The sequence below is a fragment of the Shimazuella kribbensis DSM 45090 genome (genome assembly GCF_000428065.1).
Taxonomy (GTDB): domain Bacteria; phylum Bacillota; class Bacilli; order Thermoactinomycetales; family Thermoactinomycetaceae; genus Shimazuella; species Shimazuella kribbensis.
Genome location: NZ_ATZF01000007.1, coordinates 60,858 through 86,969, shown reverse-complemented (window position 1 = coordinate 86,969; position 26,112 = coordinate 60,858). Strand labels below are relative to the sequence as shown.

Below are 26,112 nucleotides of genomic sequence, written 5' to 3'. Positions count from 1 at the left end.
GAATTAGGATAGAAGTGTATCTACTAGGCGTAACGTTAGGACTACCATAGGTAATTACAAGCTCGTGACTTTAGTCATGGGGTTGTTGACTAAGGCCTAGAACCAATATCCGTATCTCTATACTATAGTATAATGATTTTATAGAATAATCAAAATTCATATTCGATTGGAGGGATAATATGTTTTTGTTATCCATCATGAGCTTTTTTATCTTTGCTATCAGTGGAGTTCAATTGGTTTCAGGAGGATATTTGCTAGTTGGTATTCCTACACTAGTAGTTTCTGGGCTGGTTCCAATTCTATCTTCGTTTTGGAGTAGCCAACAAAATTATAGTAGTGACGGCAGTTGGAATGATGGTAGTTCGGATGATGGAGATATAAGCAGCCATATCTTTATACAAATTGCTTCAAACAAGGGTGTACGAAATAGTTCTCCATTTTGATATTCTCCTAGAAAACTTGCGGTGACCAGTTTACGGTCTTCGTGAAGATTCCCTGTTTTGAGGGGCCTTAGTTCTCCCTATTTTTTTATCACCTGACTGTAGTTCTGGAGTTCAATAGCATTGGCGGCTTGTTCCACACGTTTTGCCATCTTCCCAAAGAATAATACCATTACCTGGAAGATAAGGGAGTAATCGAATCATTTGGTTTCGGAAAAAGATCTCTGTGCGTGATTTTGGAATAAAATCATTAATGATTTCTAGTGCTAAGTTTTGATTCGTCTCAACATACTTGCGCATTTTACTCTCATAATGTGCGAAAGCTGAACGATAATCGCCGTCTGTGGCTGCTAGTTCTCCAGCAAGTACATAAGCTCCCACTAATGCCATGCTTGTCCCTTGACCTGAAGCAGGTGAACCACAGTATGCTGCGTCACCTAGAAGTACGGTTCTGCCAATTGACCATTGATCCATTATAATTTGACTCATCGAATCGAAGTGAAAATCTTGAGCATCCTGAGCAAATCTGAGAAGTTGAGGGATTTGTCAGCCATCTCCGGCAAACGCATCTGCCAGAATTTTTTTTTGTTGATCTTTGTTCCGATGATCAAAGGATAATAGTGGAGATTTAAAAGCGAAAAATACTTTTGCTTCGGATTCTAGTTTTGTGCTGTAGATACTCACAGATTTTCCAGGAGCACTGAAATACAGTTCCCATTGATTGAGGTCCAAATAGTTAGGAATGGTGAAGATAGCAGCATAGCACCCAAGGTGCTGTGTAAATTGTGATTCATCTCCAAAGGTGAGATTGCGGACGTTTGAATGCAGTCCATCGGCAGCTACCACCAAGTCAAAGGTCCGAGGATCACTTTGTTCAAAAGTCACATATACTCCATCATCATCTTGTTCGATGGAAGAAATAGAATCCCCAAATATATATTCAACATCATTTTGAGTATGATGATAGAGAATGCGGGCCATATCACCACGCATAATTTCTACATCATTTTCTTGACGAAAATTGAATATATCAGCAGACATTGTGGCAATCGGTTTATTCGCATTATTTACATACGATCCTCCACGCATATTTGTACCATTCTGTCGTATTTCTGTTATAAGTTCCATTCGATCGGTCACTTCAACCTCGGATATCAATTTTATATCCACCGCTACGAAGCATGGGTGCATGCTCCACAACAGTGGGGTTAAAGCCATGCTTATTAAGCCAATAAGCCAATGTAGGACCAGCTATGCTTGCATCGGATATTAGAATATTTTTATTATTTGCATTTTTATTGAGTGACATACTAATTTCACCTTTTCTAATGAATCTTTCCGACCTTTGGTCCGTTTATTAAAATACTTTGTAACAATGCTTGCAAGCCAAAATTAAACTCCTGATCGGCATCCCAGTCCTTAAGATCTGTGATCAAATCATGAAGTATTGAATCGGGGCATCAGCTTAAAGCCAAGTAGATGACAGAATGCAAAGCCGACTTCACTTTGGCCATGTGTGGTTAGAGGAAAGATTTTAATCAAACAAATTATTTGAAAACGCATAGAAATGAGTTTATAATGGTATGCGGAGATATTTGAAAGGGGAATTAAACTTTTATGCCAACTAACTTGTAATGGTTAAGTAATCGAATAGCGACTGATCCAATTTGATTTTTCAACAGTTGACCAAGGGATTAGTGCGCCTATTTATAACCATTACAAGGAACGTGGGTATCAAGTTTTTATAAACGAAACCATGCGGAAAACCTTAGGGTTATTTCGCATTTTTTTTTGGAAAAGTTCATATCTCCTTTAACATAAGATTGCCTGCGTTCCTTTGCCTAAGAGGTGAAGGAAAGTGACTGTACTGTATATTCATTGGAGATTTAATCTGGAAACTGAGGAATCGGTCACCAGATATTGCCCGCAATGCGGACGAAAGGTTTCTTTTGTGGACTCTTCTAAACGCAGACATAATGCCAACGGAAAAAATATCTATCAGTTTGCCATTTATAAATGCGCAAATGATCACACTTGGAACAAGAAATTGGATATCTACAAAGCAAAGCCAGTTTCATCCGTCAATGACACAGAAAAAGAATTTTACTTAGAGTCAGTGGAAGATTCAACGATATCCATTGGGGAACTATCGAAACAAGGAATTCACACCCTGTACATTTGCATCCAATCGGTATCATGCCCCTTGAGATTAGATCGAGCGCTTTCGACTAAAATTAAAGATGTGAGCCGAACCCAAATCCAAAAACTGATTAAGCAAGGAAACATCCAAGTGAACTCTCAAACAGTGAAGCAAAAGTATTTGCTTTGTGAAAAGGACTATATCCATTTTCACCTGCGGGATATGAGTTGTCTGTGACCACAAGCCATTTTGCCACCTTACTTTCTTAAAGTGTAGTAGAAGGAACATCCGGCAAATCCGGCGCCATCAATCCATTAAATGGAAAAATGACTTGAGACTACATGGGGTCTCAAGTCATTTGTATTTATATGGGAAACTCAGGGATGACACGTTTATACGCATTCTGAGCATCGGTAATGGCTTAAAGGAAATATACTTCGAGAATAGAGGAACAAACAATGCGAACTTGTTTTATTGAATTTCGCGTAAACAATTTAAAGAAATTGGGACAATTGAATCGATTCATCGCAGATTTTCAAAGTGAGAAGAACAAAAGAAACGAGAAAATGACAGAAGACGCAAACTGGTTATCGTATTTTGATGAGAAGATGCTTAAATTATTAAGATTTCACCTGCTTGAAGTACTGCGTCCTCTGATAGTTAGACCCGATCTTTTCAAACGAATCGAATATCAGAGGATGCTTTGCTATCCACTTCTCATAGCGTAGATAACGTTTTCCATTTTATTAGATGGCTAAAGCCGATGCATGGCTTCAATCACCATTGCATACAGCTTGTCGTGTCGTTTGGTCGATGGGCATGCTGGCTTGCTGTAGATGGATGATTCAGATCAGCTTCCAGCTGATCCAACGGATACCACCAAACATCGGCCGCGTGTCCCTGTTCCAGCCGAAGCTTTTTCAGATCGAGTTCTCGCCTCATCACGAAGTTGTAGTCATAAATGCGATCTGCCATCCGGCAGCTTCAATGAACATATTTGTGATAGTGATGCTCTTTTTCAGAGATTCACCTGCCGACTCAAAGTCAGCTGGGGTTACATGCAAGCTCAACTCTTCCAGAGCTTCCTTTACGGCAGTCTCTTCGTGCAGAGATATGACCCGCAACGGCGATGTTCCAGACTCTTAGAAGGACCTTCTTGCCAGGATCACGGAACTGCTGCAGGCCACGTTGGTGAACCTCCGATTTGACTTTGCAACCCAGAACGACGTTTTTTTCATCGCAAAACGGAAGCAGTTCTTCGGACACAGATTACTCCCTGGACGAAGTTATGAAGACTCTATTTGAGACTTTTTAAATAGTAGATTAAACTCAAATAAACCACAAGTTAGAATTTGAAATATTCGATCAAATATGTCTTCTATATCACTTTGCGTTATAATCAGGAGGGAAATTACATAGATCTTATTTTGTTTTAAATTGATTTTCAAAAAAGAAAGGAATACTATGGAATGGCTTTAAAAAATAACTATCGTTATCCAGTAGAGTATACTCTGCAATTAATAGGTGGTAAGTGGAAATTGCTCATTTTATTTATTTTGATGGAGGAAGGGACAAAGCGATTTGGAGAATTGAGGAAGTTAGTGAATGGAATTACACAAGGTGTCCTTACTACTCAATTGCGAGAGCTAGAGAAGGATGGTTTAATACATCGTGAAGTATTTCCAACAGTTCCACCTAAGGTAGAGTATTCACTAACTTCTTTTGGTCAAACGTTGTATCCTCTTTTAAAAGGAATGTGTAATTGGGGAAGAGAACAGTTAGACAAATGATAAACGTTACATGTCAAAAGCTTCTAAAGGACTTTTAATATGATTGAGAAATTTTCCTGCTTCTATTGTTAGTTGGGCCTCATCTGCAAGATTTGCATTGTACATGACAAAAGAGGGCAAAAATGTCCCATTACAACGTTGGATAGTTGTTTGCATAGGTCTTAATAACTCACTGATAGTAAACCAATTTCGGCCCCCTGCCTGATATTCTTTTCTTTTCCCTCCCGTAGTTGTGGCAATGATGAATTCCTTTCCTTTTAAATGATCCCCACCAGGTCCAAATGCCCATCCGTATACCATTACATCATCAAACCATTTTTTTAATAAGGGTGGGCTGCTATACCAGTAGAAAGGAAATAACAATACGATTCGCTGGTATTCCAAAAGCAATTGATGTTCTCTCTCCACATCGATGTTCCAATCAGGATACTTTTGGTACAAATTATGAATATCAATATGTGACTGCTCAGATAAAGAATCGATAAATGTTTTATTTGCACGAGATTCCTTTAAATTGGGATGTGCTACGATTACGATTGTTTTCATATCGATTTGCTCCTCTTTCGTTGTTCTCGAAATGATTATGACATGATAGAGATGGAGAAAAAAGTACTTAGATATTTGTGACTTAGTATGGTTAGCCGTACTAATGCGGAAAGCTTGACGTTTCTATTACTTATGCACTACCCTTATTTTTAGAGCCACTTAATACGAGAGGTAATCATATGGACACAAGATACATAGAATGGGTAAAAATTTGGGAGAAAACGCTAGAGCAAATTGGTGATGTATTACAAAAAGAAAACATTTATCCATTAACGATAAAACCACCTGCTACAGTAGATGAAGTAGAAACAGTAGAAAAAAAGTTAGGCTACCAGTTACCAGCCACATTTCGACATACATTACTTCATTTTCAAAAGAGGTAGATTTTTTTTGGAATATGTATGAAGAAGTCGAAGATGTGATTCCTGAGGAATTTGAAGGAATAAGTTCAGGTGCAATTCGATGGGGTATAGATGATCATAATTTGGAAGATTTAGAAGATCGGGCAAAAGAAATGGATGCTAGAGGAAATGACGAAAAAGAGTATCAATCAATGATTGATATGATGAGACGTACAACAGATCCAAACAACTTAGAGAGTTTCGAGAGCTTTGTTGAGGAATTCGATGAGAAATGGAAAAATAACAAGGGATACCGTTCTTCGCTACATAATAAATTAAAATTTATGTCTGTGGATAATGGAGATGTCATCGCTTTTGATTTGACTGCAACAGGTGAACCTCCAGTTGTATACTGGGATCATGAAACAGAAGAAGTTACTTATCTCGCACCCACTTTCCATGATTTCATCGATCACATAACGCGGCTAAAATGTATTGGTAATGAACTCTGTCAGTATGCTCCATTTTTAACGGACGAAGGTTTAGATACCGATGGTGAAGTAGGGGACAAATGGAGAAATTGGTTTCAAGCTTTCCTTATTTCCAACTTGCACTCTTAAGTTGTTTTAGATGTTCAACACTCCCCATGGCTAAAGCCATGGGATTCTTGGGATGGTAAGTCTGATGACTACTTCCTTACTGAGCGAACTCTGTGCCCCATGGTTAAACAGAGTTCTTGTTGCTGCGTTATGGCATAGACTTATTGTTTGTGGCCCATTCCTTCTAAGTTAAAATCCCACATCTCGACAATTCTTCCTAAGAAAAACCAAGTAAAGGTAACGAACCTATACTTGGTTTTTCTATTTCTATCAACTGGATTTGATAATGATGAGCATATTAGTGTTAGTAAAGTCTTGGTTCGTCTTTTGTATTTGAATACAGACCTAAAGAAACAAACCGAGTAATAATAGAAATCGGTTTGTTTCCATCATATGGTTACGTTTCCCCTCAGTAGCCCTTTGTGGGTTCAAGGCTTCAAAGATTCTTTTGGGGATTCCGACAGAAAAACGGGTATTTACAACGAAAAGAAATTCGGATTCCCTTTCCATGAAGGATTGTAATATGAAGCTGTCTAAAATGGAAATTAACACACCAATCTTTTCAGGAAAAGCTGTTGCACCTAATTGACAATCTAAAATATTTTTTGGTTGTGCTTTATGGGAAAAAACAATCAAATATTTGTGTCGGCTGAACTCGGAGAGATATTCAGGGAAGAGAGAAAAAAGAAAAGGTTAAGTCAATATCATTTGTGAAAATTAGTTAGATTCATCTACTTTTTTCTCTCATACTAGAAAACAATAATAAATATTGATTTAAAAACTCGTTCCATGCTATCAATTTGTCCCGTTTAAAAATACAGATAAAAATGATTTGACACAAAATAGTTATTATTTCAACTCTTTGGGGCCATTTTTTCTCCATGATTCTCCTATAATGAGAAAAGATTAAATAAAAAGGTGTTTCGAAATTAAAAAAATCATTATCTCTATGTTTTCCCTTGTGTTACTCGGTGCTGTCGCATTCTCTAGTTATTCTCATGCAGATCAACCACCACCACATGATTGTGTCACGGTGTATGACTCAAAAATTTCAAAGGGAAATCAGCAATGTTTTGTTACGATTTGGAGGATCTAAGATCTTCGAATTTGATAATTACATATCTTCCATCAAAGTTTAAGTCTTATTCAACTTCCATCGAGGTAACATTTTGTAAAGAGATGCTAAATACCAGGGGGAATTTTTCACGGCAAATGATGACAAAAGTATCACTAGTTTACATAGTGAATGTGATAATGCAATTTCATCCATCTTTTTTTAGAGAAGAATCTTAATTTGACCATAAATTTGAGGGATTAACGCATGTTAATGCCTGTCACTGAGCCATATAGAAATAACGAAGGAGAATATGATTAATGAAAAATTCTTTTTTGGTCATTTTTGTACCATGTTTATTCGTTTTGGGGCTAGTAATAAGTCTAGCGATAGTTCAGGAGCATAAAATTCCAATTAAAAATCTTTACCTTCCATCACAAAATTCAAAAATACGGACGAAAGTAGTCACTCATGTGCTAATTCATTTTATCTCAGATGCCGCGATCAAACCTCAAAATCCATACAATATACAAGATATTTATCGTATTTTCGTTAACACTGGGACTTCCTCACACTATATGATTGCAAGAGACGGTACAATCTATTTTTTGGTAGGTGAAAATCGAGTTGCATTTCATGCAGGAAAAGGAGAGCTGCCAGGATTACCAACTTATAAAAATAAAATGAATGAGTATTCTATCGGAATAGAATTATTAGCAATTGGAACCCGAAATGAGATGCTACCTGTTATGTCAGAAAAAACGTATAATCTGATCACAGCTAAAAATATAGGATATACAGATGCTCAATACCGTTCACTGAACATTTTGTTGAATCGGATTTTCAAACGTTATCCATCTATTAAAAGGGACAGAAAGCACATTATAGGGCATGACGAATACGCACCCGACAGAAAACAGGATCCTGGGAATTTGTTTGACTGGTCACGTCTGAAGGTTCTAAGTTAATACAAAACAAAAACACTCCTATTTTTAAATGGTTACCCGTCCAGCTAAGATAAGGGGGTGTGAGATGGAAAATTCAAGACACTAGATAACCTCATTTCTTGGGATTAGAGTTCATTTCTGCCAAGGTGATTCTATAGAAGGCCCAGAACCAGCAGCTGAACGACGATCCGTTATTGACCAAAAAAAGAAAAACGACTTGATACCTATATGGATATCTCGAGTCGTTTTTCTTTTGTATACCCGTTATATTTTTGTAATCACATCAATTTAGCGAAATAGACTTAATCTCCGTTTCCTCTCTATTTTTCTCATTGATTTTATTACAAAGGAAACATTACGAAGAAGAATCCAAGGGGATTGAATAAAGGGGAAGCGATGAATGCTTTAAGAGAGCTGTTTTCTTCGGAAAACGTGGTGAATTAAGAGCACGTTCTTTGGTGGATCAGTATCAAAGTGGAACAATATTCAATATTCTCCTCAATGCCATTACAATTTAGAACACCGTGTATCTTTCAGAGACTGTTAATGAACGGGAGATAAAGTTCACACTCCTGTTCATGGATCAAATTTTGAACTGGTATTCAACCCGAACATAGGAGCCAAATTGGGCTTTCCGTCTTCATTCATTATACTAATAAGCACTACAAATGTGCCAAAATGAGAATTCTGGGTTCAATTACAGTATGCATAACAGGTTCACTTTCCCTTAAGATTTTTTTTAATTAATGTATCACAAACCTTTTACATAATATAGGGAAATAAGACAGCAAAGATATCATTGAAGTTTGGTAATAGTGCTAAAAAACGAAAAACTGTTATTCGGATGTAAAGCAAGATTTTTGCACATTCCCAAAAAGGGAAGAAGGAATGAGGAATACGAGAAATCGGGAATACTTCAGGTTAACACAAAAAACATAGGTAATCACCTATGTTTTTTGCCATTGTTTGGTAATCTCTCTGATTTTGTCTAGTTGTTCCCAATAGGATTTAAGTGCTGATTCACCTTCATGGGTAATTTGGATGGTTGTCTGGGGGATTTTTTTACGAATATAATTTTTGTTTATAAGGAGGTATTCTGCTCTTTCCAATTTAGATAAGTGGCTTGATAGATTACCTTTTGTAAGTCCGGTGAGCTCTTGTAAAAAAAGAAATTCAGCCATGGAACATGCTTCCAAAGCACTCATGATAGCTAAGCGCGCTGGTTCATGAATGAGTTTGTTCAGCTTGGCCATTTCTTGAAAAGGCATCATACAATTACCACCTCTTTAAACTAGTTTGCCAGTCAAATCTTAAAAAGAAATACCGATTTTTTGGTATAATTAGTTTATCTTTACTTTTCTTCATCATCAACAAATTTTATACGAGAAAGATGATCTCGGACTTGTCCACGAATGCCTTGTAAATAAATTTCTCTAAGTTCTTTTTGTTCTTTTAGCTCTTCTTCCGACAAACCAACGTCCTTTTTTTTGTTTGCTAGGTAATTAATGCGTTCAAGTAGTTCAGGTGTTATCACGGTAAACACTCCTTCAATCAAGAGTGTACCAGAAGTGCAGCAGGAAGGAAACGGAAAGATGAATGCGATCATTTATACACGTGTAAGTACAAAGAAAGATACACAAGAATCTAGTCTGGCCCGCCAGAAGGAAGAGCTTGTATTATGGGCGAATGAGTTACAAATGGATGTTCTTCAGATTATTCAAGAACAGCATAGTGGATACGATTTAAATCGAGAAGGATTGTATCAAATGTTGGAAATCATAAAAAATAAGAAAGTCGACGCGATTTTGATACAAGACGATACACGATTAGGTCGTGGAGAGGCAAAACTAGCAGTTATTCATCAATTGCAACGTGCCGGCTGCCTAATTTACTGCAAACTCCAAGGTGGAGAGTTAGCCTTGGACGCTGGAGAATCTACTGTATTGCATATTATCTCCAAAGTGGAAGAGTTGCAGCGAAAAATGATGAATCAAAAGATTAGCTGGGGCATGAAGCGTGCAGTTAAAGAAAAAGGATTTAATCCTGCTAAAAATCTTAAAAATCAAGGTTTAGGAGGAAGAGAGAAAAAAGAAGTTCCTATTGAACAAATTGTTGCTCTCAAACAAAAAAAACTCACCTATGAAGAAATATCCGCCACTTTAAAAGGATTTGGTTTTGAAGTCTCGAGAGCTACTGTACATAGAAGATACAGAGAGTGGTTAGTAGAACAGGAGGAAATCAACAATGGATGACAGTATTTATCAGACATTTACGGAATCATTTGGTCCGCCAGGTTTTGAACATAAGGTTCAAAATCATATGAGATACTATCTGAATCAGTACGCTGACGAAATCATCCAAGATCGTCTAGGTAGTATTTTCGGTTTAAAAAGAGGATTGTCTCGTGAACCTAAAGTTTTATTTGCTAGTCATTTAGATGAAGTAGGCTTCATGGTGATTCAAATCACGCCCAAAGGATTCTTGAAATTTCAGACGTTAGGAGGTTGGAGTCCTACTGTATTACCTGCTCAACGAGTAGAAATCATGACACAAACAGGCAAATGTATTACAGGGGTGATTGGCTCTGTTCCTCCTCATTTACTACCAGGTGAGAAAAAAGAGAAAGGTCCTGATTTAAATTCTATGTTTATTGATATAGGCGCTAGATCTGAAGAAGAAGTGAGAGGATGGGGGATTACGATTGGAGATCCAATTGTCCCCATCAGCCCTTATACTCCGCTGATGGGTGGTAAGCGTATACTTGCCAAAGCATGGGATAATCGTTTTGGTTGTGGTTTAATTGTAGAACTATTACGTTCTTTACACAATGTGCGACTACCAAATACGTTGTATGCTGGTGCTACGGTTCAAGAGGAAGCAGGACTCAGAGGGGCAATTACATCTGCAAATTTAATTAAACCAGATGTGTTCTTTGCAGTAGATGTTGGACCAGCAGGGGATACACCAGGTGTTCCTGATGCATTCGGAGAAATAGGAAAAGGTGTATTGATTCGTATATACGATCGATCGATGATCACACATCCAGAGGTGCGTAATTTCCTTCTAGATATAGCAGAATCGGAACAAATTCCTTATCAATTTTTCATTTCCAAAGGAGCTACTGATGCTGGAGTAGTGCATCTATCAGGTGAAGGTGTTCCTTCTGCTGCGATTGGGATTTGTGGCCGTTACATACATTCGCATGCTACGATTGTAGATCGTGAAGATATCGAAGCAGCAGAAGCATTCTCAAAAGCAATCGCAAAAAAGCTAGACAAATCAACGGTTGATTCTTTTTTTCGTTATGAAACATAAACCTTCCTTAATAAAGGAAGGTTTATAACCTAGAAATAAATTCCGCATTTGGGACATACATCTTTTGGTTTATAATGCAAGTTAATTTCATGCCAGCGATTACACTTCGAACAATATTTTCGGATTTCTTTTGGACTAAATGGTCGATAGTTGCGATCGGTTTCTCCATGATTCGGCATAGACCAAGGTACTCCTTCTTTATCATTTATTTGTTCAACTATTATTATAATAGAAAAGGAATAATAGAAAAAGTCAAGAAAGGTTGATTAGTATGAAATTGTTAGTTATCAATGGGAGTTCTAGGGCCAATGGAAATTCGGAGTATTTGGCTGATATCCTCTTAAAAGATATTTCTCATTCTACTTTGTTTTTAAGGGATTTTGACATCAAGCCAATTGTAGACCAAAGACATGATGCCAATGGATTTGATTCGGTTGATGACGATTATGAAAAAGTAATCAGCCAAGTTTTAGATTATGATATTCTCCTCTTTGCAACTCCTCTTTATTGGTATGGCATGTCTGGGAGGATGAAAAATTTTGTGGATCGTTGGTCGCAGTCTCTTCGAGATAAAAGGTTGGATTTCAGGGGTGAGATGGGTAAAAAACAAGCATTCGTGCTTATCGTCGGTGGGGATCGAATTCATATTAAGGCATTACCTTTGGTTCAACAATTCCAATATATCTTTGATTTTATGAACATGCCCATGATCGGTTATCTCATTGGACAAGGAACAAAGCCTGAAGAAGTTAAAAATGATCGAAGAGCAATAGAGAATGCAGCTACTTGGAATAATAAAATCAAAGAATTATTTTGATCTATATATGACGATTCTTGATATCCTAGCAATGGGATATCTTTTTTTGTGAAAACAACCAACGCTCCAGTCTCCTCTATTTTTAAAATGATATTATATATCAGAACCATATTTTTCTATTGATTGTCATACCTTTTTAAACAAGGGAGTAATCTATGTTTATTGCGTTTGTAAATGGGAAATATTTCAAATGTAAAGCATTACCTTAAAGGAGGCTACATGATGTCTCACCGCAAATTGCTTTGGCTAGCTGGTTTGGGTTTTTTGTTTGATTCCATGGATGTAGGGATTTTATCGTTTGTGCTTGCTGCATTAAAGACAGATTGGCATCTAAGTGTACAAGAAATCGGATGGATCGGAAGTGTTAATTCCATTGGTATGGCAGTAGGTGCTTTTGTATTTGGATTACTTGCAGACCGAATTGGAAGAAAACCTGTATTTATGATAACGCTGCTTTTGTTTTCTGTAGCTAGTGGGTTATCCGCTTTAACTACTACTTTATGGGCTTTTATATGTTTACGTTTTATCATGGGTATGGGATTAGGCGGGGAATTGCCAGTCGCCACAACATTAGTTTCTGAATCGGTTCCTGCTGAAAAAAGAGGTAGAATGGTGGTGCTTTTAGAAAGTTTTTGGGCAGTAGGTTGGTTGGTAGCAGCAGTTATTTCTTATTTTGTTATCCCTCAATATGGTTGGCAAATAGCTATGATCATAACCGCACTGCCTGCTTTTTATGTTTTGTATCTTCGTAGTCAATTGCCAAATGAAATGGAAAAGAAGAGGAGAAGAAATAAATTAGGAGTTTGGGAAAGTATTCGAAAAGTATGGAGTCCACCCTATCGAAAGCAAACTCTCGTCTTATGGATACTTTGGTTTTGTGTCGTTTTTTCTTACTATGGCTTATTTTTGTGGTTGCCTAGTGTGTTAGTTTTAAAAGGTTTTACGCTGATTAAAAGTTTTCAATATGTATTAATCATGACCCTTGCTCAACTTCCTGGATATTTTACGGTAGCTTGGCTAATTGAACGATTAGGTAGAAAACCTATTTTGGTCATTTTTCTACTCGGTACGGCTATTAGTTCTTACTTCTTCGGTAATGCAGATACTATGTCGACCTTACTAATTAGTGGTGTCTTATTATCTTATTTTCATTTAGGTGTTTGGGGAGCGACCTATGCATATACTCCAGAACAATATCCCGATGAAATAAAGGCGACTGGTGCTGGTATGGCATCTGCTTTTGGAAGGATTGGAGGGATTGGAGGGCCGCTACTTATTGGTTATTTAGTAGCTACTAAAATGAATGTTTCCAGTATTTTTACGATTTTTAGTGTAGCAACAATTATTGCTACACTAACTGTATTGGTATGGGGAAAAGAAAGCAAGGCAATAACAGTAATGGAAACCAAACCATGATAATTAACTCATATTTTCAAATGAACCTTTTGGCGTTATATGAAGGAGGATTCTTATAAATGTCCGAAGCCGCAATGTCAGCAATCAGAAAAACAGCAATATACAATGCACCAGTCGAAAAGGTATGGAAAGCAGTTTCTACATCGGAGGGAATTTCTACTTGGTTTATGCCGAATGATTTCCCATCTATAGTAGGGCAGAAATTTCATTTGCAATCTCCTTTTGGTCCATCACCATGTGAGGTATTGATATTTGATCCACCAAATAAGCTTTCATTTTCTTGGGATGAAGATGGTTGGGTAATTACTTTTGAATTAAAAGAGGTTTCAGGTAAAACCGAGTTTACTTTAATACATGATGGATGGAAACGGCCAGACGATGTGGTACCCAAATCAAATCAAAAGCATTCTGTTATCCATAAAACGATGAGTGAAGGTTGGGATGCTCTCATAGAAGCAAATCTTCGTAAGGTGGTGGAGATGTAATATCTACTGTTCTAAAAATAGATATTAATAAACAAGGACTAACGGAGCAGTTTTCCATACTTCAGAGTCAATTTAATACAAGAACCCTCTCAAAAATCATCATTTTGAAAGGGTTTTTATTTTGTTTAAAAGTTTGTGGAAATCCGCATAATCCAGATGCTATCTTCCTATATAAACTCACCTAACTTAGAGGAGTAAAAAGTTATTTGGAGCACTATGATTTTTTCTACTGTTAATAAGAGTAATACAACGAGCCAATCGCTCTACCCCTAGTTTAATTTGGCTTTCGTTTACTTGAGAAATGCTTAATCGAAGGAGATTTTCCTTCTTATATTCTGGCAAAAACATTCTAGAGGCATCATCAACATATATATGCTGTTCATTTAGTATTGAAACTACCTGTTTTGCTGTCACATTCTCAGGCATTCGAATGGATAGATAAAATCCTGAAGTCGGTTTAGAAAAATGAGTGTCAGTCGGTAGCAATAATTCACATGCTTCTTGAAGGGTTTGCATTTTAGTATAGTATACCTCTTTTGTTTTTTTGAGATGGCTATTGAACATACCACTTTTTAAATAGATTTCTAGCGCACCTTGAGAAAGTGCGGAGCTATTATAATCCGAACTAAATTTATATCGTAAAAAATTGTTGATCATGAGTGCAGGAAGAACAACAGTAGCCATTCTTAAACCTGGAAGGAAAATTTTCGAAAAGCTTTTAATATAAATTACTCTTCCAGAAGGATCAAAAGAAAATAAAGGATCTGATTTTGCATTCGGATCCAGGTCTCCTAAAAAATCATCTTCCACTATATATACATCGTATTTTTCAGCCAATTCAACGATTTTTTTCTTTTCACTATTCGTGTAACAATGTCCAAGTGGATTGTGAAATCTCGGGATAATATAGAAAAATTTTATATCATTGTTTCGAAAAATGTATTCTAAACGATCAAAATCAATCCCTTCCATCGTTAACTCAATTCCAAAAGTAGTAGTTTGGTGCAGATTAACCGACTCAATAAACCCATAATAAGTAGGCTGTTCAATTAAGATATTGTTTTTCCCATTTGGAAATGGCATAGAAACTAATAAATTAAGGGCTTGCTGTGAGCCGGATACAACGACAACTCTTTCAGGTTGAGTGAACACCTGTAAACTCTGCAAATATTTCACTAGCTGAATTCGTAGAGGGTAAAGACCTTTTTGATCAGAATAGGTAAAAAGTTCTTCTTTATATTGTTCAATTGCTTGATTTATACAATGTTGAAATTCGACATAAGGCATAACATTTTTATCTGGACCACCAGACAAGAAATCAATCACGTCATTTTCATTTGTCGCATTTTGGATTTCATTTACTACAAAGTAACCACTTTTAGGAACAGAATAAATTAAATGCTCTTTTTCTAATTCTTCGTATGCCTTAATGACCGTATTTTTGCTACATGAAAAATGCTCAGATAGCTGACGAACAGAAGGGAGTTTACTTCCTGCAATAAGTGTCCTATCTGCTAGCCGATGCTTAATCCCTTCCATTATCTCTATATATTTGGTGCTCATACATGTATCCTCCTTTTTCTGTCATGGTACAGATGGCTAAAAGAATAGTTTATTTTTTCGTGTGTGCCTTTTATTATTTTAATTATAACGAAACTGTACTTTAATGAAAATGAAAAATGGTACAGATGTGATACAAAATAAAAAAATAGGGGTAGGATAGAATGAAGAATGAAACCAGAGAGAAATTCGGATTATTATTGGGATTACTTGGTGTCATTTGTTTTAGCCTAACACTCCCGACTACAAGAATTGCAGTAGAGTATTTTGGGACTACGGTCGTCGGTCTAGGAAGGACAGTTGTTGCTGCTGTTTTAGTAGCAGTGGTATTGATTGTTCGAAAAGAAAAGCTGCCTTCCTTCCGCCAATTCAAAAGTCTGATCCTTGTTGCAGCTGGTGCAGTTTTAGGATTTCCTCTTCTTACTTCGTGGGCAATGAAATCCTTGCCTGTTTCTCATGGTGCTGTAGAAGTAGCTCTATTGCCATTAGCAACAGCCGGATTTGCTATGGTTAGAGCAAGGGAAATCCCTTCTCTCAAATTCTGGATTTCAAGTGTAATTGGCTCTGTAGCTGTTATTATTTATGCCCTACACCTTGGATTTGGTTCATTACAATTTGCCGATTTAGCTTTACTGTCAGCAGTGATTATACTTGGACTAAGTTATGCAGAAGGCGGGAAACTATCGAAAGAAATAGGCAGCTGGCAAGTAATTGCTTGGGCCATTTTAATCGGTGCTCCATTTTTTGTTATTCCAGTTGGTCTAAGCCTTACAACTGAAATGCTCCATGCCCCTTTACAAGCTTGGGTTAGTTTTATATATCTCGCAGTGGTAAGTCAATTTTTAGCATATGTTGCTTGGTATAGCGGAATGGCTATGGGGGGGATAGCAAGAGTTAGTCAGATTCAATACTTACAACCATTTTTAATGATTCTAATTGCAACAGTATTTCTAGATGAATCCATCACATTGTTCACTCTTGTAATAGCAATGATTGTAGTCTTTTCTGTTATATTAGGCAAAAATGCTCCCATATCAAAAAATGGATCTGTATCAGAGAAAAACTAACTGTATGTTCGATAAATCGGGAAGAAACCTAACGGCTATTGTAGCTGGTTTTGTACAGAAAAAAAGAAATGTAGATGAATGGAAAGGGATACTTCATCATATTGAATCCATCCGTAAACATAAAATAGACGTGGCATGTTCTTGTGGTATGGGGAGAAGGAAGACAGAAGCAGGGTTACATCTGTTGGAATTAATGAAGCAATTGGTAAAAGCATGAATCAAAAAAAGATCTCATCATTGTACGAGGTCTCTTTTCTTTTTTTGTAACACTCGAGTAATGAAAGTGAGATTCGAAAAAAACATAATTGACGCTTGCCTTCAACGTCAATTATGTTTTTAGATATTATTTATTTGGAGCTTTGTCGATGTATTCAGATAGAAAGGATGCTCCATTGCGGTAAAATCTAGGGTCATAGATTCCTATTTTTTTCTCGTCATTTACAATAACAACAAAGGGAGCCCATTTATATAAGGTTTTCGCTCGAGGATTCTTAGAAAATAATTCACTCAGGTCTGCATTGCTACTTGATTGTAGCCTCTCGACCATACCAGCTTCTGTTAAAAGCGAGTCACTAATGATATCTACAGTATTGTTGTTTTTCCCGACGACCGTATAATGCCATGGAATAAAGCTTGCAGATAAGGCGATATCTTGATAGGTTGTTTTATATTGTTCATAAATAACATAACCTTGTATGGATTGAATGGCAAAATGTAAAATTATCATAATCCAACCGATACGAAAGATGAAATATGATTTTCCTTTGGATACACTTTGGTTATGATAAATGTCATTAGAAAGATAAACCAAATAACGAAATCAACTATGGGTATGGTTCCTAAAGTTATCCGGACTGACGAAAAAGGCTCTAGATAGCCAGTTCCCCAAGCATTAAATAGGTCACTAGTATTATGTATGAATACGGAAATGAGAGCAGCAAAGAAAGACAACATGCCTTTTATCCCGAAAATAAATCGATTTATCAAGGAAAATAATAACGCCCATATAGGCACAAGGAAAATGGAGTGTGTTATTCCCCTATGCCACATCTGGTATTGACCTGCTGTATCCCAGAGTTGGGAGATAACATCAATATCAGGGATTTGACTGGCTCCTATAGTAGTGAAAAGCAGAGCATATTTCGTTTTCCTACTCATCTCTTCTTTATTCATTCCATTATAAATTCCAAGTCCAAACAGAGTATGTGTAATTGTATCCATTTCTTCACCATCTTCCAATTTCCGTATATAGGTTCAATCACCATTGTGGTTTTATTCATCCATTCATCCCCGATTTATAATATATCATTTGTGATGATTTTTCTTTTTTTATTTAATAAGACATTATTCAATATCATTTTTTATCCTCCGTAATTCATCCATTGTTCCATTCCATCTTCACATGTAAAAACCCCTTTTGCGATTTCAGCGATTATCGAAATCTTGCTATCCTATTTTAGATTATTACTAAGGCTACGTAGAATCAGTATAATGTGTTCAGGGAGGGTTTGTTATGGACCTAGCTATTTTTGAGGAAGTATATGATGCCATCTTACAACGAGATACCAAATATGATGGCATCTATTTTACGGGAATCAAGTCTACAGGTATTTCCTGTAGGCCGTCTTGTAAGTCGAGAACTCCAAATAGAGAAAACGTACAGCTCTTCAAAAGTTTAGATGAAGCTGTTACTGCAGGTTATCGTCCTTGTAAAAGATGTCGACCAGAGCAATTGGGAGCAATGAATCCTGATGCCCGTATTGCGAATGAAGTGAAGAACTTTATTTTAAAAAAATACAGCAGTCCTATTACATTGGAAGATATGTCAAGAGAGATCATGATTAGTCCTTTTCATTTGCAACGCGTATTTAAACGAATGATAGGGGTAACTCCTGCTAATTTTTTACTTGAAACCAGATTGAATAAAGCGAAGCAATTATTGGTAGATACAGACTGGAGTGTTGCCGAAATAGCAAAGATGGTAGGATTCCGTAGTACTTCTCATTTTTCGATGACTTTTAAAAAGAAATTCCAACTAACACCTAGGAATATTGTGGAAAAGAGGACAATTAAATGAACAGTCAACTTGAGAATACGAATGTCTATTGGGCACTTGTGTCTGCGTCATTTTTTGATAATCGTTCCTTTTATATCGGAGCAACAGATAAAGGACTTTGTAGAGTGATGTGGCCAGATGATACTTTTGAAGAATTGAAAGACTGGATAACCAGCAATATAAAAAATCCGATTTTAATCGAAGATCCAAAAAGAATAAACATATATGTAGAGCAGATCCAAGAGTATTTGCAAGGGGAAAGACGATCGTTCGACATACCATTAGACATGTTTGGTACTGAATTTCGAATAAAAGTGTGGAGAGCCCTAATCGATATTCCATTTGGACATACCCTAAGTTATGCGGATATTGCTAATGCTATCGGAAATCCAAAAGCAGTTCGCGCAGTAGGAACTGCTAATGGAGCTAACCCCATACCTATTGTTGTACCATGCCATCGTGTCATCGGAAAAAACAAAACTCTTACTGGATTTGGGGGAGGGTTAACAAACAAGAAAAAATTACTTCAATTGGAGGGTTATCATGATTACATCGACAGAGGACATGCTCGCTACCAATTTTAAACAAGATGCTATCTTTCTTCCGCTCCCAGAAGCGTTTTGCTTCCAAGAAGTACTTCATTATCTGTCTCGATCCTCTATTGAAGTGCTTCATTACATAGAATGTAACAAGATTTATAAATTACTTGACTTAAACGGAGATATGATCCTTATAGAAGTAAGCCAATCCAATGATTCTACTTTGCAAATTACGTTTGTAGATAAAAAACCTACTTCAAAAGTTGATATACAATATATCATGCAGTATGTCAATGATTGGCTCGGTTTAAATACAGATCTTCTTCGTTTTTATAAGTTAGCAGAAAATGATCCACTTTTAAAAGACATTGTACAACGTTACTATGGGCTGCGTATCATCGGCATACCCGATTTGTTTGAAGTTCTATGTTGGGCAGTCATTGGTCAACAGATCAATTTAACTTTTGCTTATACCTTGAAAAGGAGGTTTGTAGAAGCTTTTGGAAAATCCTATGAGTGGAAAGGACGTAGTTTTTGGTTATTTCCAAAAGCAAGTCAATTGAATGAGGACGCAATAGAGCAATTGCGAAAAATGCAATTTACCCAAAAGAAAGCTGAGTATATTGTCGGAATTGCAGAGGAAATCAAGAGTGGTAATCTTTCCAAAAAACTAATGCTTCATGATTTAAAAAAAGCAGAGCGCCAATTGCTATCCATTCGAGGAATCGGTCCGTGGACGGCTCATTATGCCATGATGCGTTGCTTCCGTGATTGTTCTGCATTTCCTATAGGTGACGTCGGACTTCATAATGCGCTCAAACGATTGTTGAATCTCAAGGAAAAACCGACTCTGAAGGAAATAGAACAGATGTTTATTCCTTGGAGTGGATGGGAGGCATATGTTGTTTTTTATTTATGGAGGGGCTTGGAGGATGTCGAATGATAAATCCTTTAGAATATTCAAGGCTTTTGATTTGGAGGGAAATATGATTAGGTCACATCGGCTTTTTAATTGCTAGTTGGATTATTTCTCATCACCATGTCAAATTTTTCGCCAGAGATTCTTTCATACTTGGCGATACGGTATCTAAGGTAGTGTTGATTTTAGAATGACTCAGTCGTTCAGAAACGACTTTAGGATGTACTCCAATGGAAAGTAGCATGGTAGCGTGAGTATGACGTAGACCGTGAAATGTTATCTTCGATAGATGTTTTTCATCTATTATTATATTCATATGCCTGTTAATCCTCTCTCTATTGGCTGGTCTCCCAAAACGATTGCAAATTACTAGATCGTGATCTTGATAAGCCGCTCTTATTTCTAGTTTTTGACGAGCTTGTTTCACTTTGTGTTTTTTTAGTTGGATGATTGTATAACCTGGAAGTGTGATAATTCTTGTAGCTAATGGGAACTCACTTTTGATTCGTACTTATCAGTATTAAATAGAGGAGTGGCTAGAACTTTATCACGATTTATGTATAGAGATAGATGTGCAGAAATTAAGAATAGATAACTTGGAGTCAGAGTATAAATATTGGATAAAAACGACATCAGAATTTTCCGCTAAGAAGTCTTTTCCTCTGGATGGATGTTTGCTCCATATGAAGAAAATTTACTGAAATTCAAAAAACATCCTTTATAACCTAAAAAACTGCCACCAGATAGTTACAATAGAAACGAAAATAAAGGATGTTTTTTTTTTTTTCTTAAAAAGGATTATAGGCGGGTGTAACGTTAAATTTTAGTTTCTAATATGATTGGCCAACTATCTTAAATCAAAACGCGCCACGAGGCATATAGGGGTCAACTTTTTCAGGGTTCGAATACCAGAATTTTTAGAATTGTTTAATATTCTACTTGATGGACGAGGGGAGCCGTTCATTTTATCTGATTGGAGAAATAAACTAAAACCGAGTAATGATTATGTGAAATTATCTCGTTTCATGCTGACAAAAAAATCGCCCATTAATGAGCAACTAATCCCATATTCCTTTAGTAGGGTTATTTTTAAATACATCCGATTTATCAATATAACGGCGCATGGTTTCAATGCTTTCGTGGCGAGTATGACCCATAATATTAAATTCGTCTGTTCCTTTTCTCTTTGCGGTGGTGATGAAACCACGACGCAAGCTATGACCTGAAAATTCTTCTTCATCGAAACCTGATCGATTAGCTGCATTTTTTATGATTCTCGCAATGGATCTAGTGGTTATTCGACTTAATAAACGGCCAGCTTTATTCATGCTAGGGAAGACAGCACCATTCTTTATATTTGATTCTTTTAACCATGATCGAAGGGTACGAACCGGGCAGTATGGATAATGACCATATTCTATACCGATCAATTTTCCATCACCGGATTGATCAGTTTTTGATTTTTTCAAAAGGATAGTCATTCCCTCTTCATGAAATTCAATTTCTTCTACATCTAGTGCTGCTATCTCAGATCTGCGTAGCGCCCCAGCAAAACCTACTTGGAGAATTGATCGATCACGTAGGCCTTTTAAATTTGCAGGTAGATGATCACATAGTTTTTTTATTATGGTAGCAGTAGCCGCTGTTTTTTGCTTTTGTCTGGTTCCTAGTTCGTTTTCGATTGCTTTTACATGGAGACGAACATTATTGTGCTTAGTTGGTGACTCAAACCCTTTTTCTTGATGTTTTTGACTGATACTTGTAATGTGACGTTTGATAGTAGTTACTTTTTTCCTTTCTTCTGCTAGATCATCAATATATAAAATGACTACTGCTGGATTGGAAGGTAGAGAAGGGACGTTATTTGTTTGACACCACTTCAGAAATTGATTCCAATCAGATTCGTATGCTTTTCGAGTATTTTTCGATCGAGCGGCTTTGCTTCTTTCTCTTGCTCGATCTATTTTATTTTGCAGAGTAGCCGGTAACTGTGCATTATGATTCATCATTTCATTTTCGTTCAAACGGATCACCTGTTCGTCATAATATATTAGAGTCCGATAATAGAAACTTATCGGACTCTAATATAAGTTTACCATAAGTTTAATTATTGCGTAATTTTTGATATATGAGAATTGGCATTCATCAAAATACGTTGGAAGTTATATAATCATCTCCTTGTCTATTGATAAAAGCTATATGAAATGGATAGCTTAATTAGAAAAATTGAAGCTGATTTTATGAATATGGATCAGAAAAAATCAAAAACCTTTTTTGTATACCAAGTTGTACGTGAAAATGTAGAAGATTTTATTCAAGAACATGGGGATATGATGCTTTCTTTGGTGGATAGAACAATCGATATGATTGAAAAAGAATGGAATGAGTCAGTGGAAAAGTAGTGGATAAGAAAATCTCAAATGATATTTCAAGAAGCAGAGATCGAGACGAATGACTTGTTTAATCGTATTGCAGAATCACAAAATGCACACTGGAGTTTTATCCAAAGCAACATGAAATTCTGGACACCATGCATGTAGCAGAAGTGAAAGTATTAACAGGCAAATAAATCAAAGAGTGAAGGAATCGAGGAGATTACCATCACGAAAGGAAAACTGATTGTTTTTGAAGGTGTAGCCAGAAATGGAAAGAGTATGTTAATTAACATGCTTGAAGACAAATTGAAAACATATGGATATGATCCTGTTTTTACAGAGTGGAATTTAGCCAAATACAACCATCCCTCATCCTTATGGATGTAGGTGATATCCGTTACCCACTTCTCATTGGGTTTTTCTGTGTTAAATTGCTGATTTAACACATTTTTGTGACCGGAAGAGAGTGTTTGGAGTTGGTAGTTGCTTTGTATTTCTTCTTCGTTACCGACGCAATTCCCATTTTTCTCATATAATGGGATACGGTTCTCTGTGATACCTTGCATTCTTCTTGCTCCAATGATTTGGTGATTTTCGGACTCCCGTACCGTTTTCCAGAGTCCATAAATACATAACGGATTCGATTTGCCAATTGCTTTTTTCGTTTCTTCTGTTCGCTTTCTTCTCGCTTTAATCAATTCGTAATAACCGCTTGAAGATACATCCAATACCTTACACATCTTCTGAATACGGAACTCTAAGCGGTGATCGTAGATAAATACAAATTTTAGTTCCTTCCATACTTACTCATTCAGCCATGTAAGGCGCTTTCCGGTATTTCTAATTCTCTAGCAGCCTGTGCTACTGGCTTGTTTTGCTCTTCTATATAATGAATGGTTTGTTTTTTAAACACTTCTTCATATTGTTTTACTTTTCTCATTTGCGGAACACCCCATTTTCATTATTATCCATTTTTCATCGAGGCATAATCTGTGTCCGTTTTTTAGTCTAACCTCACCATGGTTGACCTCGACGGTGACCTCCTCGGATAATTTTTATATTTTCAGCTTATATTCAGCTTGAGCTCAACCTATTTTCAGTTACTTCTACTACAATATATCAGAATGAGTGACTATCTAACAAACGGCTTAATAGAGAGGGACTACGTCTCCGTATTTATGTAGCAGTTAATTATCCTCACAATAAGAGATAATGATATGAGCTGAAATCCAATAAAAGCAAAAATTAGCAGAATAAACACTATCGTGATTATTGTTACTGTAAACAATATCCATATGTTAGTATGATGAAATAGAGCGCTTCTGAATAAATTAAGAAAATTACATGATTTTGTAAGGTTTTACTAATAGAGAACGATAAGTAGCTAGTAGAAAGCAGGTTGACAATATATGAAACAATCTTTAAAAGGGATCAAAATACTTGTGGTCGATGATGAACCAAATATTTTGCAGTTTCTAGAAATCGGCCTACAAAATGAAGGATTTGAAGTGCAAATAGCACAAGAAGGGATGACTGCTTTAACGGTGATGAAGCAATTTCAACCATCAGTAGTCATTTTGGACGTGATGATGCCAGGTATAGATGGTTTTGAAGTATGCAAGATGCTAAAAAAAATGGGAAACGTCGCTGTCATCATGCTGACAGCAAAAGACGAAGTAGGTGATCGTGTGAAAGGGCTCACTCTTGGTGCAGATGACTATGTAGTGAAACCGTTTAGTTTTGAGGAGTTACTAGCTCGTATTCAAGCTAGATTGCGAAATCAATTTCCTAACTTGTTTGGTAAAGTAATGATCGGACCATTTGAAATAGATGATCGTCGAAAAGAAATAACGTTTGTAGGTCGGATTTTAGAGTTATCGCCAACTGAATATGAGTTACTGAAATTCCTTGTACTAAACCATGGTCTAGTGTTAAGTAAAACAATGATCTTAGATAAAGTTTGGAATTATGATTTTGGAGGGGATGAGAATATTGTGGAGGTGTATATCCGAATATTGCGTGGTAAACTAAACGATAAGAAACATCGGTTAATCCGAACTTTACGAGGATCTGGGTATCGAGTGGATCTTCCATGATGGAACGTTTGAAATCTTTTTTTTCTCACCGATCTCTTCAAATCCAACTACTATCTAGGACTTTGTTGATTCTCGCTTTTTTACTAGTGCTTATAGGATTCTTCCAATATGTATTTATGAAAGATGTCGTTTATAAGAACAAAGCAACGAGTCTCCAGAGCCAAATTATGTCCATTCCACCATTTGTATGGGATGACATTACAAATAGTCCAGAACAACGCTCCTCTTTGATTATTCCTGAAACAAGTCTTGCCTTTATCGATATCCATGGAAATTACAGTGTTGTATCAACTGAAAAAAAAGGAAAAACTCCACCAAAGTTAGCTAATCAAGTATATAGGGATGTATTGAAAGGTACAGGAAGTATTAAAGAAAGAGTAGCCGTTGCCAGCAGTGGAGAAGAAGAGCTTGTTGTATTACAACTCATTACTTCTAAACATGGTGAGATAATGGGTTTAATACAAATAAGTACTCCGACAGGTCCGCTTAAAGAACTTCTTATACGTCAGCTATTTACTTTTTTAGGGCTATCTTTCATTGCTATGTTAATCGGTGTGATGGTTTTTTTACCTTTACTAAGAAAGACGCTTGTTCCATTGTTTAATATGGTTGATATAGCGGAACAAATTGATGCTGGAAATTTAGCAAGGAGATTTGAAACCAAGCAAGGACAAATTGAAATTGATCGATTGGCCCAATCGTGTAACGGGATGTTAGAAAGACTAGAGGCTTCTTTTGAAGCTGAAAGAAAAACCAAAGAAAAAATGCGCCAATTTGTTGCGGATGCATCCCATGAACTGCGGACACCGCTTACCTCTATACATGGATTTTTGGAAATATTGTTGCGAGGTGCTTCTAAGCATCCAGAACAATTGGACAAAGCACTCCACAGTATGTACAGTGAGTCCAATAGGCTAAATAAATTGGTCAAAGATCTTCTGCTTTTAACGAAACTTGATCAATCTCCTCCCATTATATTATCAGAAGGATATCTGGACGCTGTCGTCCATGAAATGGAACCACATATTCGGATCTTAGTTGGAGATCGAAAGCTTAGTTTGGAAATCGAACCAGATTTGAAGTGTGATTTTGACGCCGATAAAATGAAGCAAGTTATATTAAACTTGATTCATAATGCCATACAGCACACAGACCCGCAAAAAGGTCATATTCAAATAAAATTAAAATCTCATTATAAAGGAATCCAATTATCAATCCATGATAATGGGATTGGCATCAGTAAAACTCATCTTCCTCGTGTTTTCGATCGATTTTATCGCAGTGATTCATCACGTACGCGTAAATATGGAGGAGCCGGGTTAGGTTTATCCATAACCAAATCAATCATTGATACTCACAATGGGACGATTCGTATTACGAGTACAGAAGGAAAAGGAAGTACCTTTTATGTTTGGATTCCATGTTAACTTTTCTTAGGAATTTTGATAAAAAGCACTCTTATCATTTACTCGTGATAGAGTGCTTTTTTTGTTTGTTGTGTGTCTTTTAAAATACTTTCAGTTAATACTCAAGCAACATTCAGAAAGAATTCAGCTAAGGGGATTATCCTAACAAAGTGAACAGCAAAAACCACATAATGTGAGAAAAAC

General features: G+C 36.6%; 34 protein-coding genes and 2 pseudogenes. 21 read left to right on the top strand and 15 right to left on the bottom strand.

Annotated elements, in window-relative coordinates; genetic code table 11:
• Positions 1 to 179 precede the first annotated feature (179 nt).
• Positions 180 to 443 (top strand): hypothetical protein, encoded by a 264-nt coding sequence (locus tag A3GQ_RS0112020; RefSeq protein ID WP_028777261.1) that lies wholly within the window; start codon positions 180 to 182, stop codon positions 441 to 443.
• Positions 444 to 554: 111 nt separating this feature from the next.
• On the opposite strand, the gene A3GQ_RS27850 is transcribed toward A3GQ_RS0112020, so the two are convergent.
• The 4 genes and pseudogenes from A3GQ_RS27850 to A3GQ_RS28520 all read right to left on the bottom strand — a co-directional run.
• Positions 555 to 914: an FAD-dependent monooxygenase gene (locus A3GQ_RS27850; RefSeq protein ID WP_211227728.1), complete on the bottom strand. Its 360-nt coding sequence runs from the start codon at positions 912 to 914 to the stop codon at positions 555 to 557.
• A gap of 72 nt (positions 915 to 986) precedes the next feature.
• Complete coding sequence (locus A3GQ_RS27845; protein ID WP_211227727.1) at positions 987 to 1,598, bottom strand: Rossmann-fold NAD(P)-binding domain-containing protein; 612 nt, start codon at positions 1,596 to 1,598, stop codon at positions 987 to 989.
• Entirely contained in the window at positions 1,582 to 1,749 is a 168-nt protein-coding gene (locus A3GQ_RS27840; protein WP_211227726.1) for a hypothetical protein, read from the bottom strand. Before A3GQ_RS27840 ends, A3GQ_RS27845 begins: the two co-directional genes overlap by 17 nt.
• Before the next feature lie 140 nt (positions 1,750 to 1,889).
• Positions 1,890 to 1,958, bottom strand: a pseudogene (locus A3GQ_RS28520) (Tn3 family transposase); the annotation flags it as partial.
• 340 nt (positions 1,959 to 2,298) lie between these two features.
• On the opposite strand from A3GQ_RS28520, the gene A3GQ_RS0112010 reads away from it, so the two are divergent.
• The 3 genes from A3GQ_RS0112010 to A3GQ_RS0111990 all read left to right on the top strand — a co-directional run bounded on the left by A3GQ_RS0112010 (position 2,299) and on the right by A3GQ_RS0111990 (position 4,370).
• Entirely contained in the window at positions 2,299 to 2,817 is a 519-nt protein-coding gene (locus A3GQ_RS0112010; RefSeq protein WP_051271665.1) for a S4 domain-containing protein, read from the top strand.
• A gap of 221 nt (positions 2,818 to 3,038) precedes the next feature.
• Positions 3,039 to 3,308: a hypothetical protein gene (locus A3GQ_RS0112005; RefSeq protein WP_028777259.1), complete on the top strand. Its 270-nt coding sequence runs from the start codon at positions 3,039 to 3,041 to the stop codon at positions 3,306 to 3,308.
• A 741-nt stretch (positions 3,309 to 4,049) separates the two neighbouring features.
• Positions 4,050 to 4,370: a winged helix-turn-helix transcriptional regulator gene (locus A3GQ_RS0111990; protein ID WP_028777256.1), complete on the top strand. Its 321-nt coding sequence runs from the start codon at positions 4,050 to 4,052 to the stop codon at positions 4,368 to 4,370.
• Between the two features lie 6 nt (positions 4,371 to 4,376).
• Here the strand turns inward: A3GQ_RS0111990 and A3GQ_RS0111985 are convergent, their stop codons facing one another.
• Positions 4,377 to 4,916, bottom strand: coding sequence for an NAD(P)H-dependent oxidoreductase (locus tag A3GQ_RS0111985; protein WP_028777255.1), 540 nt, complete (start codon positions 4,914 to 4,916; stop codon positions 4,377 to 4,379).
• Positions 4,917 to 5,095: 179 nt separating this feature from the next.
• Between A3GQ_RS0111985 and A3GQ_RS0111980 the strand changes: the two genes are divergently transcribed.
• The 4 genes and pseudogenes from A3GQ_RS0111980 to A3GQ_RS28040 all read left to right on the top strand — a co-directional run.
• Entirely contained in the window at positions 5,096 to 5,299 is a 204-nt protein-coding gene (locus A3GQ_RS0111980) for an SMI1/KNR4 family protein (RefSeq protein WP_028777254.1), read from the top strand.
• A gap of 14 nt (positions 5,300 to 5,313) precedes the next feature.
• Positions 5,314 to 5,877: an SMI1/KNR4 family protein gene (locus tag A3GQ_RS0111975; RefSeq protein ID WP_028777253.1), complete on the top strand. Its 564-nt coding sequence runs from the start codon at positions 5,314 to 5,316 to the stop codon at positions 5,875 to 5,877.
• 1,353 nt (positions 5,878 to 7,230) lie between these two features.
• Positions 7,231 to 7,878 carry an N-acetylmuramoyl-L-alanine amidase gene (locus A3GQ_RS24250; protein ID WP_037464807.1) on the top strand — a complete coding sequence of 216 codons (648 nt, stop codon included), beginning with the start codon at positions 7,231 to 7,233 and terminating at the stop codon, positions 7,876 to 7,878.
• Positions 7,879 to 8,176: 298 nt separating this feature from the next.
• Positions 8,177 to 8,372, top strand: a pseudogene (locus tag A3GQ_RS28040) (Tn3 family transposase); the annotation flags it as partial.
• Positions 8,373 to 8,804: 432 nt separating this feature from the next.
• Here A3GQ_RS28040 and A3GQ_RS0111955 read toward each other — a convergent pair.
• Together A3GQ_RS0111955 and A3GQ_RS0111950 are read right to left on the bottom strand one after the other, a co-directional pair.
• A complete protein-coding gene (locus tag A3GQ_RS0111955; RefSeq protein ID WP_028777251.1) occupies positions 8,805 to 9,128 on the bottom strand; it encodes a transcriptional regulator in 324 nt (107 codons plus the stop codon).
• A gap of 80 nt (positions 9,129 to 9,208) precedes the next feature.
• Positions 9,209 to 9,391, bottom strand: coding sequence for a DUF896 domain-containing protein (locus A3GQ_RS0111950; RefSeq protein WP_028777250.1), 183 nt, complete (start codon positions 9,389 to 9,391; stop codon positions 9,209 to 9,211).
• Between the two features lie 58 nt (positions 9,392 to 9,449).
• Between A3GQ_RS0111950 and A3GQ_RS0111945 the strand changes: the two genes are divergently transcribed.
• A complete protein-coding gene (locus tag A3GQ_RS0111945) occupies positions 9,450 to 10,109 on the top strand; it encodes a YneB family resolvase-like protein (protein ID WP_028777249.1) in 660 nt (219 codons plus the stop codon).
• Positions 10,102 to 11,172: a M42 family metallopeptidase gene (locus A3GQ_RS0111940; RefSeq protein WP_028777248.1), complete on the top strand. Its 1,071-nt coding sequence runs from the start codon at positions 10,102 to 10,104 to the stop codon at positions 11,170 to 11,172. Before A3GQ_RS0111945 ends, A3GQ_RS0111940 begins: the two co-directional genes overlap by 8 nt.
• Positions 11,173 to 11,201: 29 nt before the next feature.
• Here A3GQ_RS0111940 and A3GQ_RS26995 read toward each other — a convergent pair whose 3' ends face one another.
• Positions 11,202 to 11,351, bottom strand: a complete 150-nt coding sequence (locus A3GQ_RS26995) for a hypothetical protein (RefSeq protein ID WP_169818287.1) — start codon at positions 11,349 to 11,351, stop codon at positions 11,202 to 11,204.
• A 98-nt stretch (positions 11,352 to 11,449) separates the two neighbouring features.
• Here A3GQ_RS26995 and A3GQ_RS0111930 point away from each other — a divergent pair, with 98 nt between their 5' ends.
• The 3 genes from A3GQ_RS0111930 (at position 11,450) to A3GQ_RS0111920 (ending at position 13,890) form a co-directional block, all read left to right on the top strand.
• Positions 11,450 to 11,989 (top strand): flavodoxin family protein, encoded by a 540-nt coding sequence (locus tag A3GQ_RS0111930; protein WP_028777247.1) that lies wholly within the window; start codon positions 11,450 to 11,452, stop codon positions 11,987 to 11,989.
• 222 nt (positions 11,990 to 12,211) lie between these two features.
• Positions 12,212 to 13,405 (top strand): MFS transporter, encoded by a 1,194-nt coding sequence (locus A3GQ_RS0111925; protein WP_425423376.1) that lies wholly within the window; start codon positions 12,212 to 12,214, stop codon positions 13,403 to 13,405.
• A gap of 59 nt (positions 13,406 to 13,464) precedes the next feature.
• The gene (locus tag A3GQ_RS0111920; protein WP_028777245.1) at positions 13,465 to 13,890 is read left to right on the top strand and encodes an SRPBCC family protein; all 426 of its coding nucleotides are present in this window, start codon (positions 13,465 to 13,467) and stop codon (positions 13,888 to 13,890) included.
• Positions 13,891 to 14,076: 186 nt separating this feature from the next.
• Here A3GQ_RS0111920 and A3GQ_RS0111915 read toward each other — a convergent pair whose 3' ends face one another.
• On the bottom strand, positions 14,077 to 15,453 hold the full coding sequence (locus A3GQ_RS0111915) for an aminotransferase-like domain-containing protein (protein WP_028777244.1): 1,377 nt from the start codon (positions 15,451 to 15,453) through the stop codon (positions 14,077 to 14,079).
• A 161-nt stretch (positions 15,454 to 15,614) separates the two neighbouring features.
• On the opposite strand from A3GQ_RS0111915, the gene A3GQ_RS0111910 reads away from it, so the two are divergent.
• Entirely contained in the window at positions 15,615 to 16,517 is a 903-nt protein-coding gene (locus A3GQ_RS0111910; protein WP_028777243.1) for a DMT family transporter, read from the top strand.
• 4 nt (positions 16,518 to 16,521) lie between these two features.
• Positions 16,522 to 16,734 (top strand): hypothetical protein, encoded by a 213-nt coding sequence (locus tag A3GQ_RS0111905; protein ID WP_028777242.1) that lies wholly within the window; start codon positions 16,522 to 16,524, stop codon positions 16,732 to 16,734.
• A 126-nt stretch (positions 16,735 to 16,860) separates the two neighbouring features.
• Here A3GQ_RS0111905 and A3GQ_RS28375 read toward each other — a convergent pair whose 3' ends face one another.
• Together A3GQ_RS28375 and A3GQ_RS28370 are read right to left on the bottom strand one after the other, a co-directional pair.
• Complete coding sequence (locus tag A3GQ_RS28375) at positions 16,861 to 17,244, bottom strand: hypothetical protein (RefSeq protein ID WP_342665001.1); 384 nt, start codon at positions 17,242 to 17,244, stop codon at positions 16,861 to 16,863.
• Positions 17,241 to 17,738 carry a metal-dependent hydrolase gene (locus tag A3GQ_RS28370; protein WP_342665000.1) on the bottom strand — a complete coding sequence of 166 codons (498 nt, stop codon included), beginning with the start codon at positions 17,736 to 17,738 and terminating at the stop codon, positions 17,241 to 17,243. Before A3GQ_RS28370 ends, A3GQ_RS28375 begins: the two co-directional genes overlap by 4 nt.
• 292 nt (positions 17,739 to 18,030) lie before the next feature.
• Here A3GQ_RS28370 and A3GQ_RS0111895 point away from each other — a divergent pair, with 292 nt between their 5' ends.
• Genes A3GQ_RS0111895 through A3GQ_RS0111885 form a run of 3 tightly spaced genes read left to right on the top strand, consistent with a single transcriptional unit; the run spans position 18,031 to position 20,055 of the window.
• Positions 18,031 to 18,594, top strand: a complete 564-nt coding sequence (locus A3GQ_RS0111895) for a bifunctional transcriptional activator/DNA repair enzyme AdaA (protein WP_028777241.1) — start codon at positions 18,031 to 18,033, stop codon at positions 18,592 to 18,594.
• Positions 18,591 to 19,157, top strand: coding sequence for a methylated-DNA--[protein]-cysteine S-methyltransferase (locus tag A3GQ_RS0111890; protein ID WP_028777240.1), 567 nt, complete (start codon positions 18,591 to 18,593; stop codon positions 19,155 to 19,157). The genes A3GQ_RS0111895 and A3GQ_RS0111890 overlap by 4 nt, the downstream gene beginning before the upstream one ends.
• Positions 19,117 to 20,055 (top strand): DNA-3-methyladenine glycosylase family protein, encoded by a 939-nt coding sequence (locus tag A3GQ_RS0111885; RefSeq protein ID WP_245596778.1) that lies wholly within the window; start codon positions 19,117 to 19,119, stop codon positions 20,053 to 20,055. Before A3GQ_RS0111890 ends, A3GQ_RS0111885 begins: the two co-directional genes overlap by 41 nt.
• 91 nt (positions 20,056 to 20,146) lie before the next feature.
• On the opposite strand, the gene A3GQ_RS24240 is transcribed toward A3GQ_RS0111885, so the two are convergent.
• Positions 20,147 to 20,479 carry a tyrosine-type recombinase/integrase gene (locus A3GQ_RS24240; protein ID WP_281170831.1) on the bottom strand — a complete coding sequence of 111 codons (333 nt, stop codon included), beginning with the start codon at positions 20,477 to 20,479 and terminating at the stop codon, positions 20,147 to 20,149.
• A 610-nt stretch (positions 20,480 to 21,089) separates the two neighbouring features.
• Positions 21,090 to 22,055 (bottom strand): site-specific integrase, encoded by a 966-nt coding sequence (locus A3GQ_RS24235; protein ID WP_051271661.1) that lies wholly within the window; start codon positions 22,053 to 22,055, stop codon positions 21,090 to 21,092.
• Between the two features lie 180 nt (positions 22,056 to 22,235).
• Here A3GQ_RS24235 and A3GQ_RS0111875 point away from each other — a divergent pair, with 180 nt between their 5' ends.
• Entirely contained in the window at positions 22,236 to 22,433 is a 198-nt protein-coding gene (locus A3GQ_RS0111875; RefSeq protein WP_028777238.1) for a hypothetical protein, read from the top strand.
• A 152-nt stretch (positions 22,434 to 22,585) separates the two neighbouring features.
• Here A3GQ_RS0111875 and A3GQ_RS28035 read toward each other — a convergent pair whose 3' ends face one another.
• Together A3GQ_RS28035 and A3GQ_RS28235 are read right to left on the bottom strand one after the other, a co-directional pair.
• Positions 22,586 to 23,134 (bottom strand): hypothetical protein, encoded by a 549-nt coding sequence (locus A3GQ_RS28035; protein ID WP_051271658.1) that lies wholly within the window; start codon positions 23,132 to 23,134, stop codon positions 22,586 to 22,588.
• Positions 23,135 to 23,217: 83 nt separating this feature from the next.
• Positions 23,218 to 23,346 carry a transposase gene (locus tag A3GQ_RS28235; RefSeq protein WP_037464858.1) on the bottom strand — a complete coding sequence of 43 codons (129 nt, stop codon included), beginning with the start codon at positions 23,344 to 23,346 and terminating at the stop codon, positions 23,218 to 23,220.
• Between the two features lie 469 nt (positions 23,347 to 23,815).
• Between A3GQ_RS28235 and A3GQ_RS0111855 the strand changes: the two genes are divergently transcribed.
• Positions 23,816 to 24,502 carry a response regulator transcription factor gene (locus A3GQ_RS0111855; RefSeq protein ID WP_028777237.1) on the top strand — a complete coding sequence of 229 codons (687 nt, stop codon included), beginning with the start codon at positions 23,816 to 23,818 and terminating at the stop codon, positions 24,500 to 24,502.
• Positions 24,499 to 25,929 carry a sensor histidine kinase gene (locus A3GQ_RS0111850; protein ID WP_028777236.1) on the top strand — a complete coding sequence of 477 codons (1,431 nt, stop codon included), beginning with the start codon at positions 24,499 to 24,501 and terminating at the stop codon, positions 25,927 to 25,929. Before A3GQ_RS0111855 ends, A3GQ_RS0111850 begins: the two co-directional genes overlap by 4 nt.
• Positions 25,930 to 26,112: the final 183 nt, after the last annotated feature.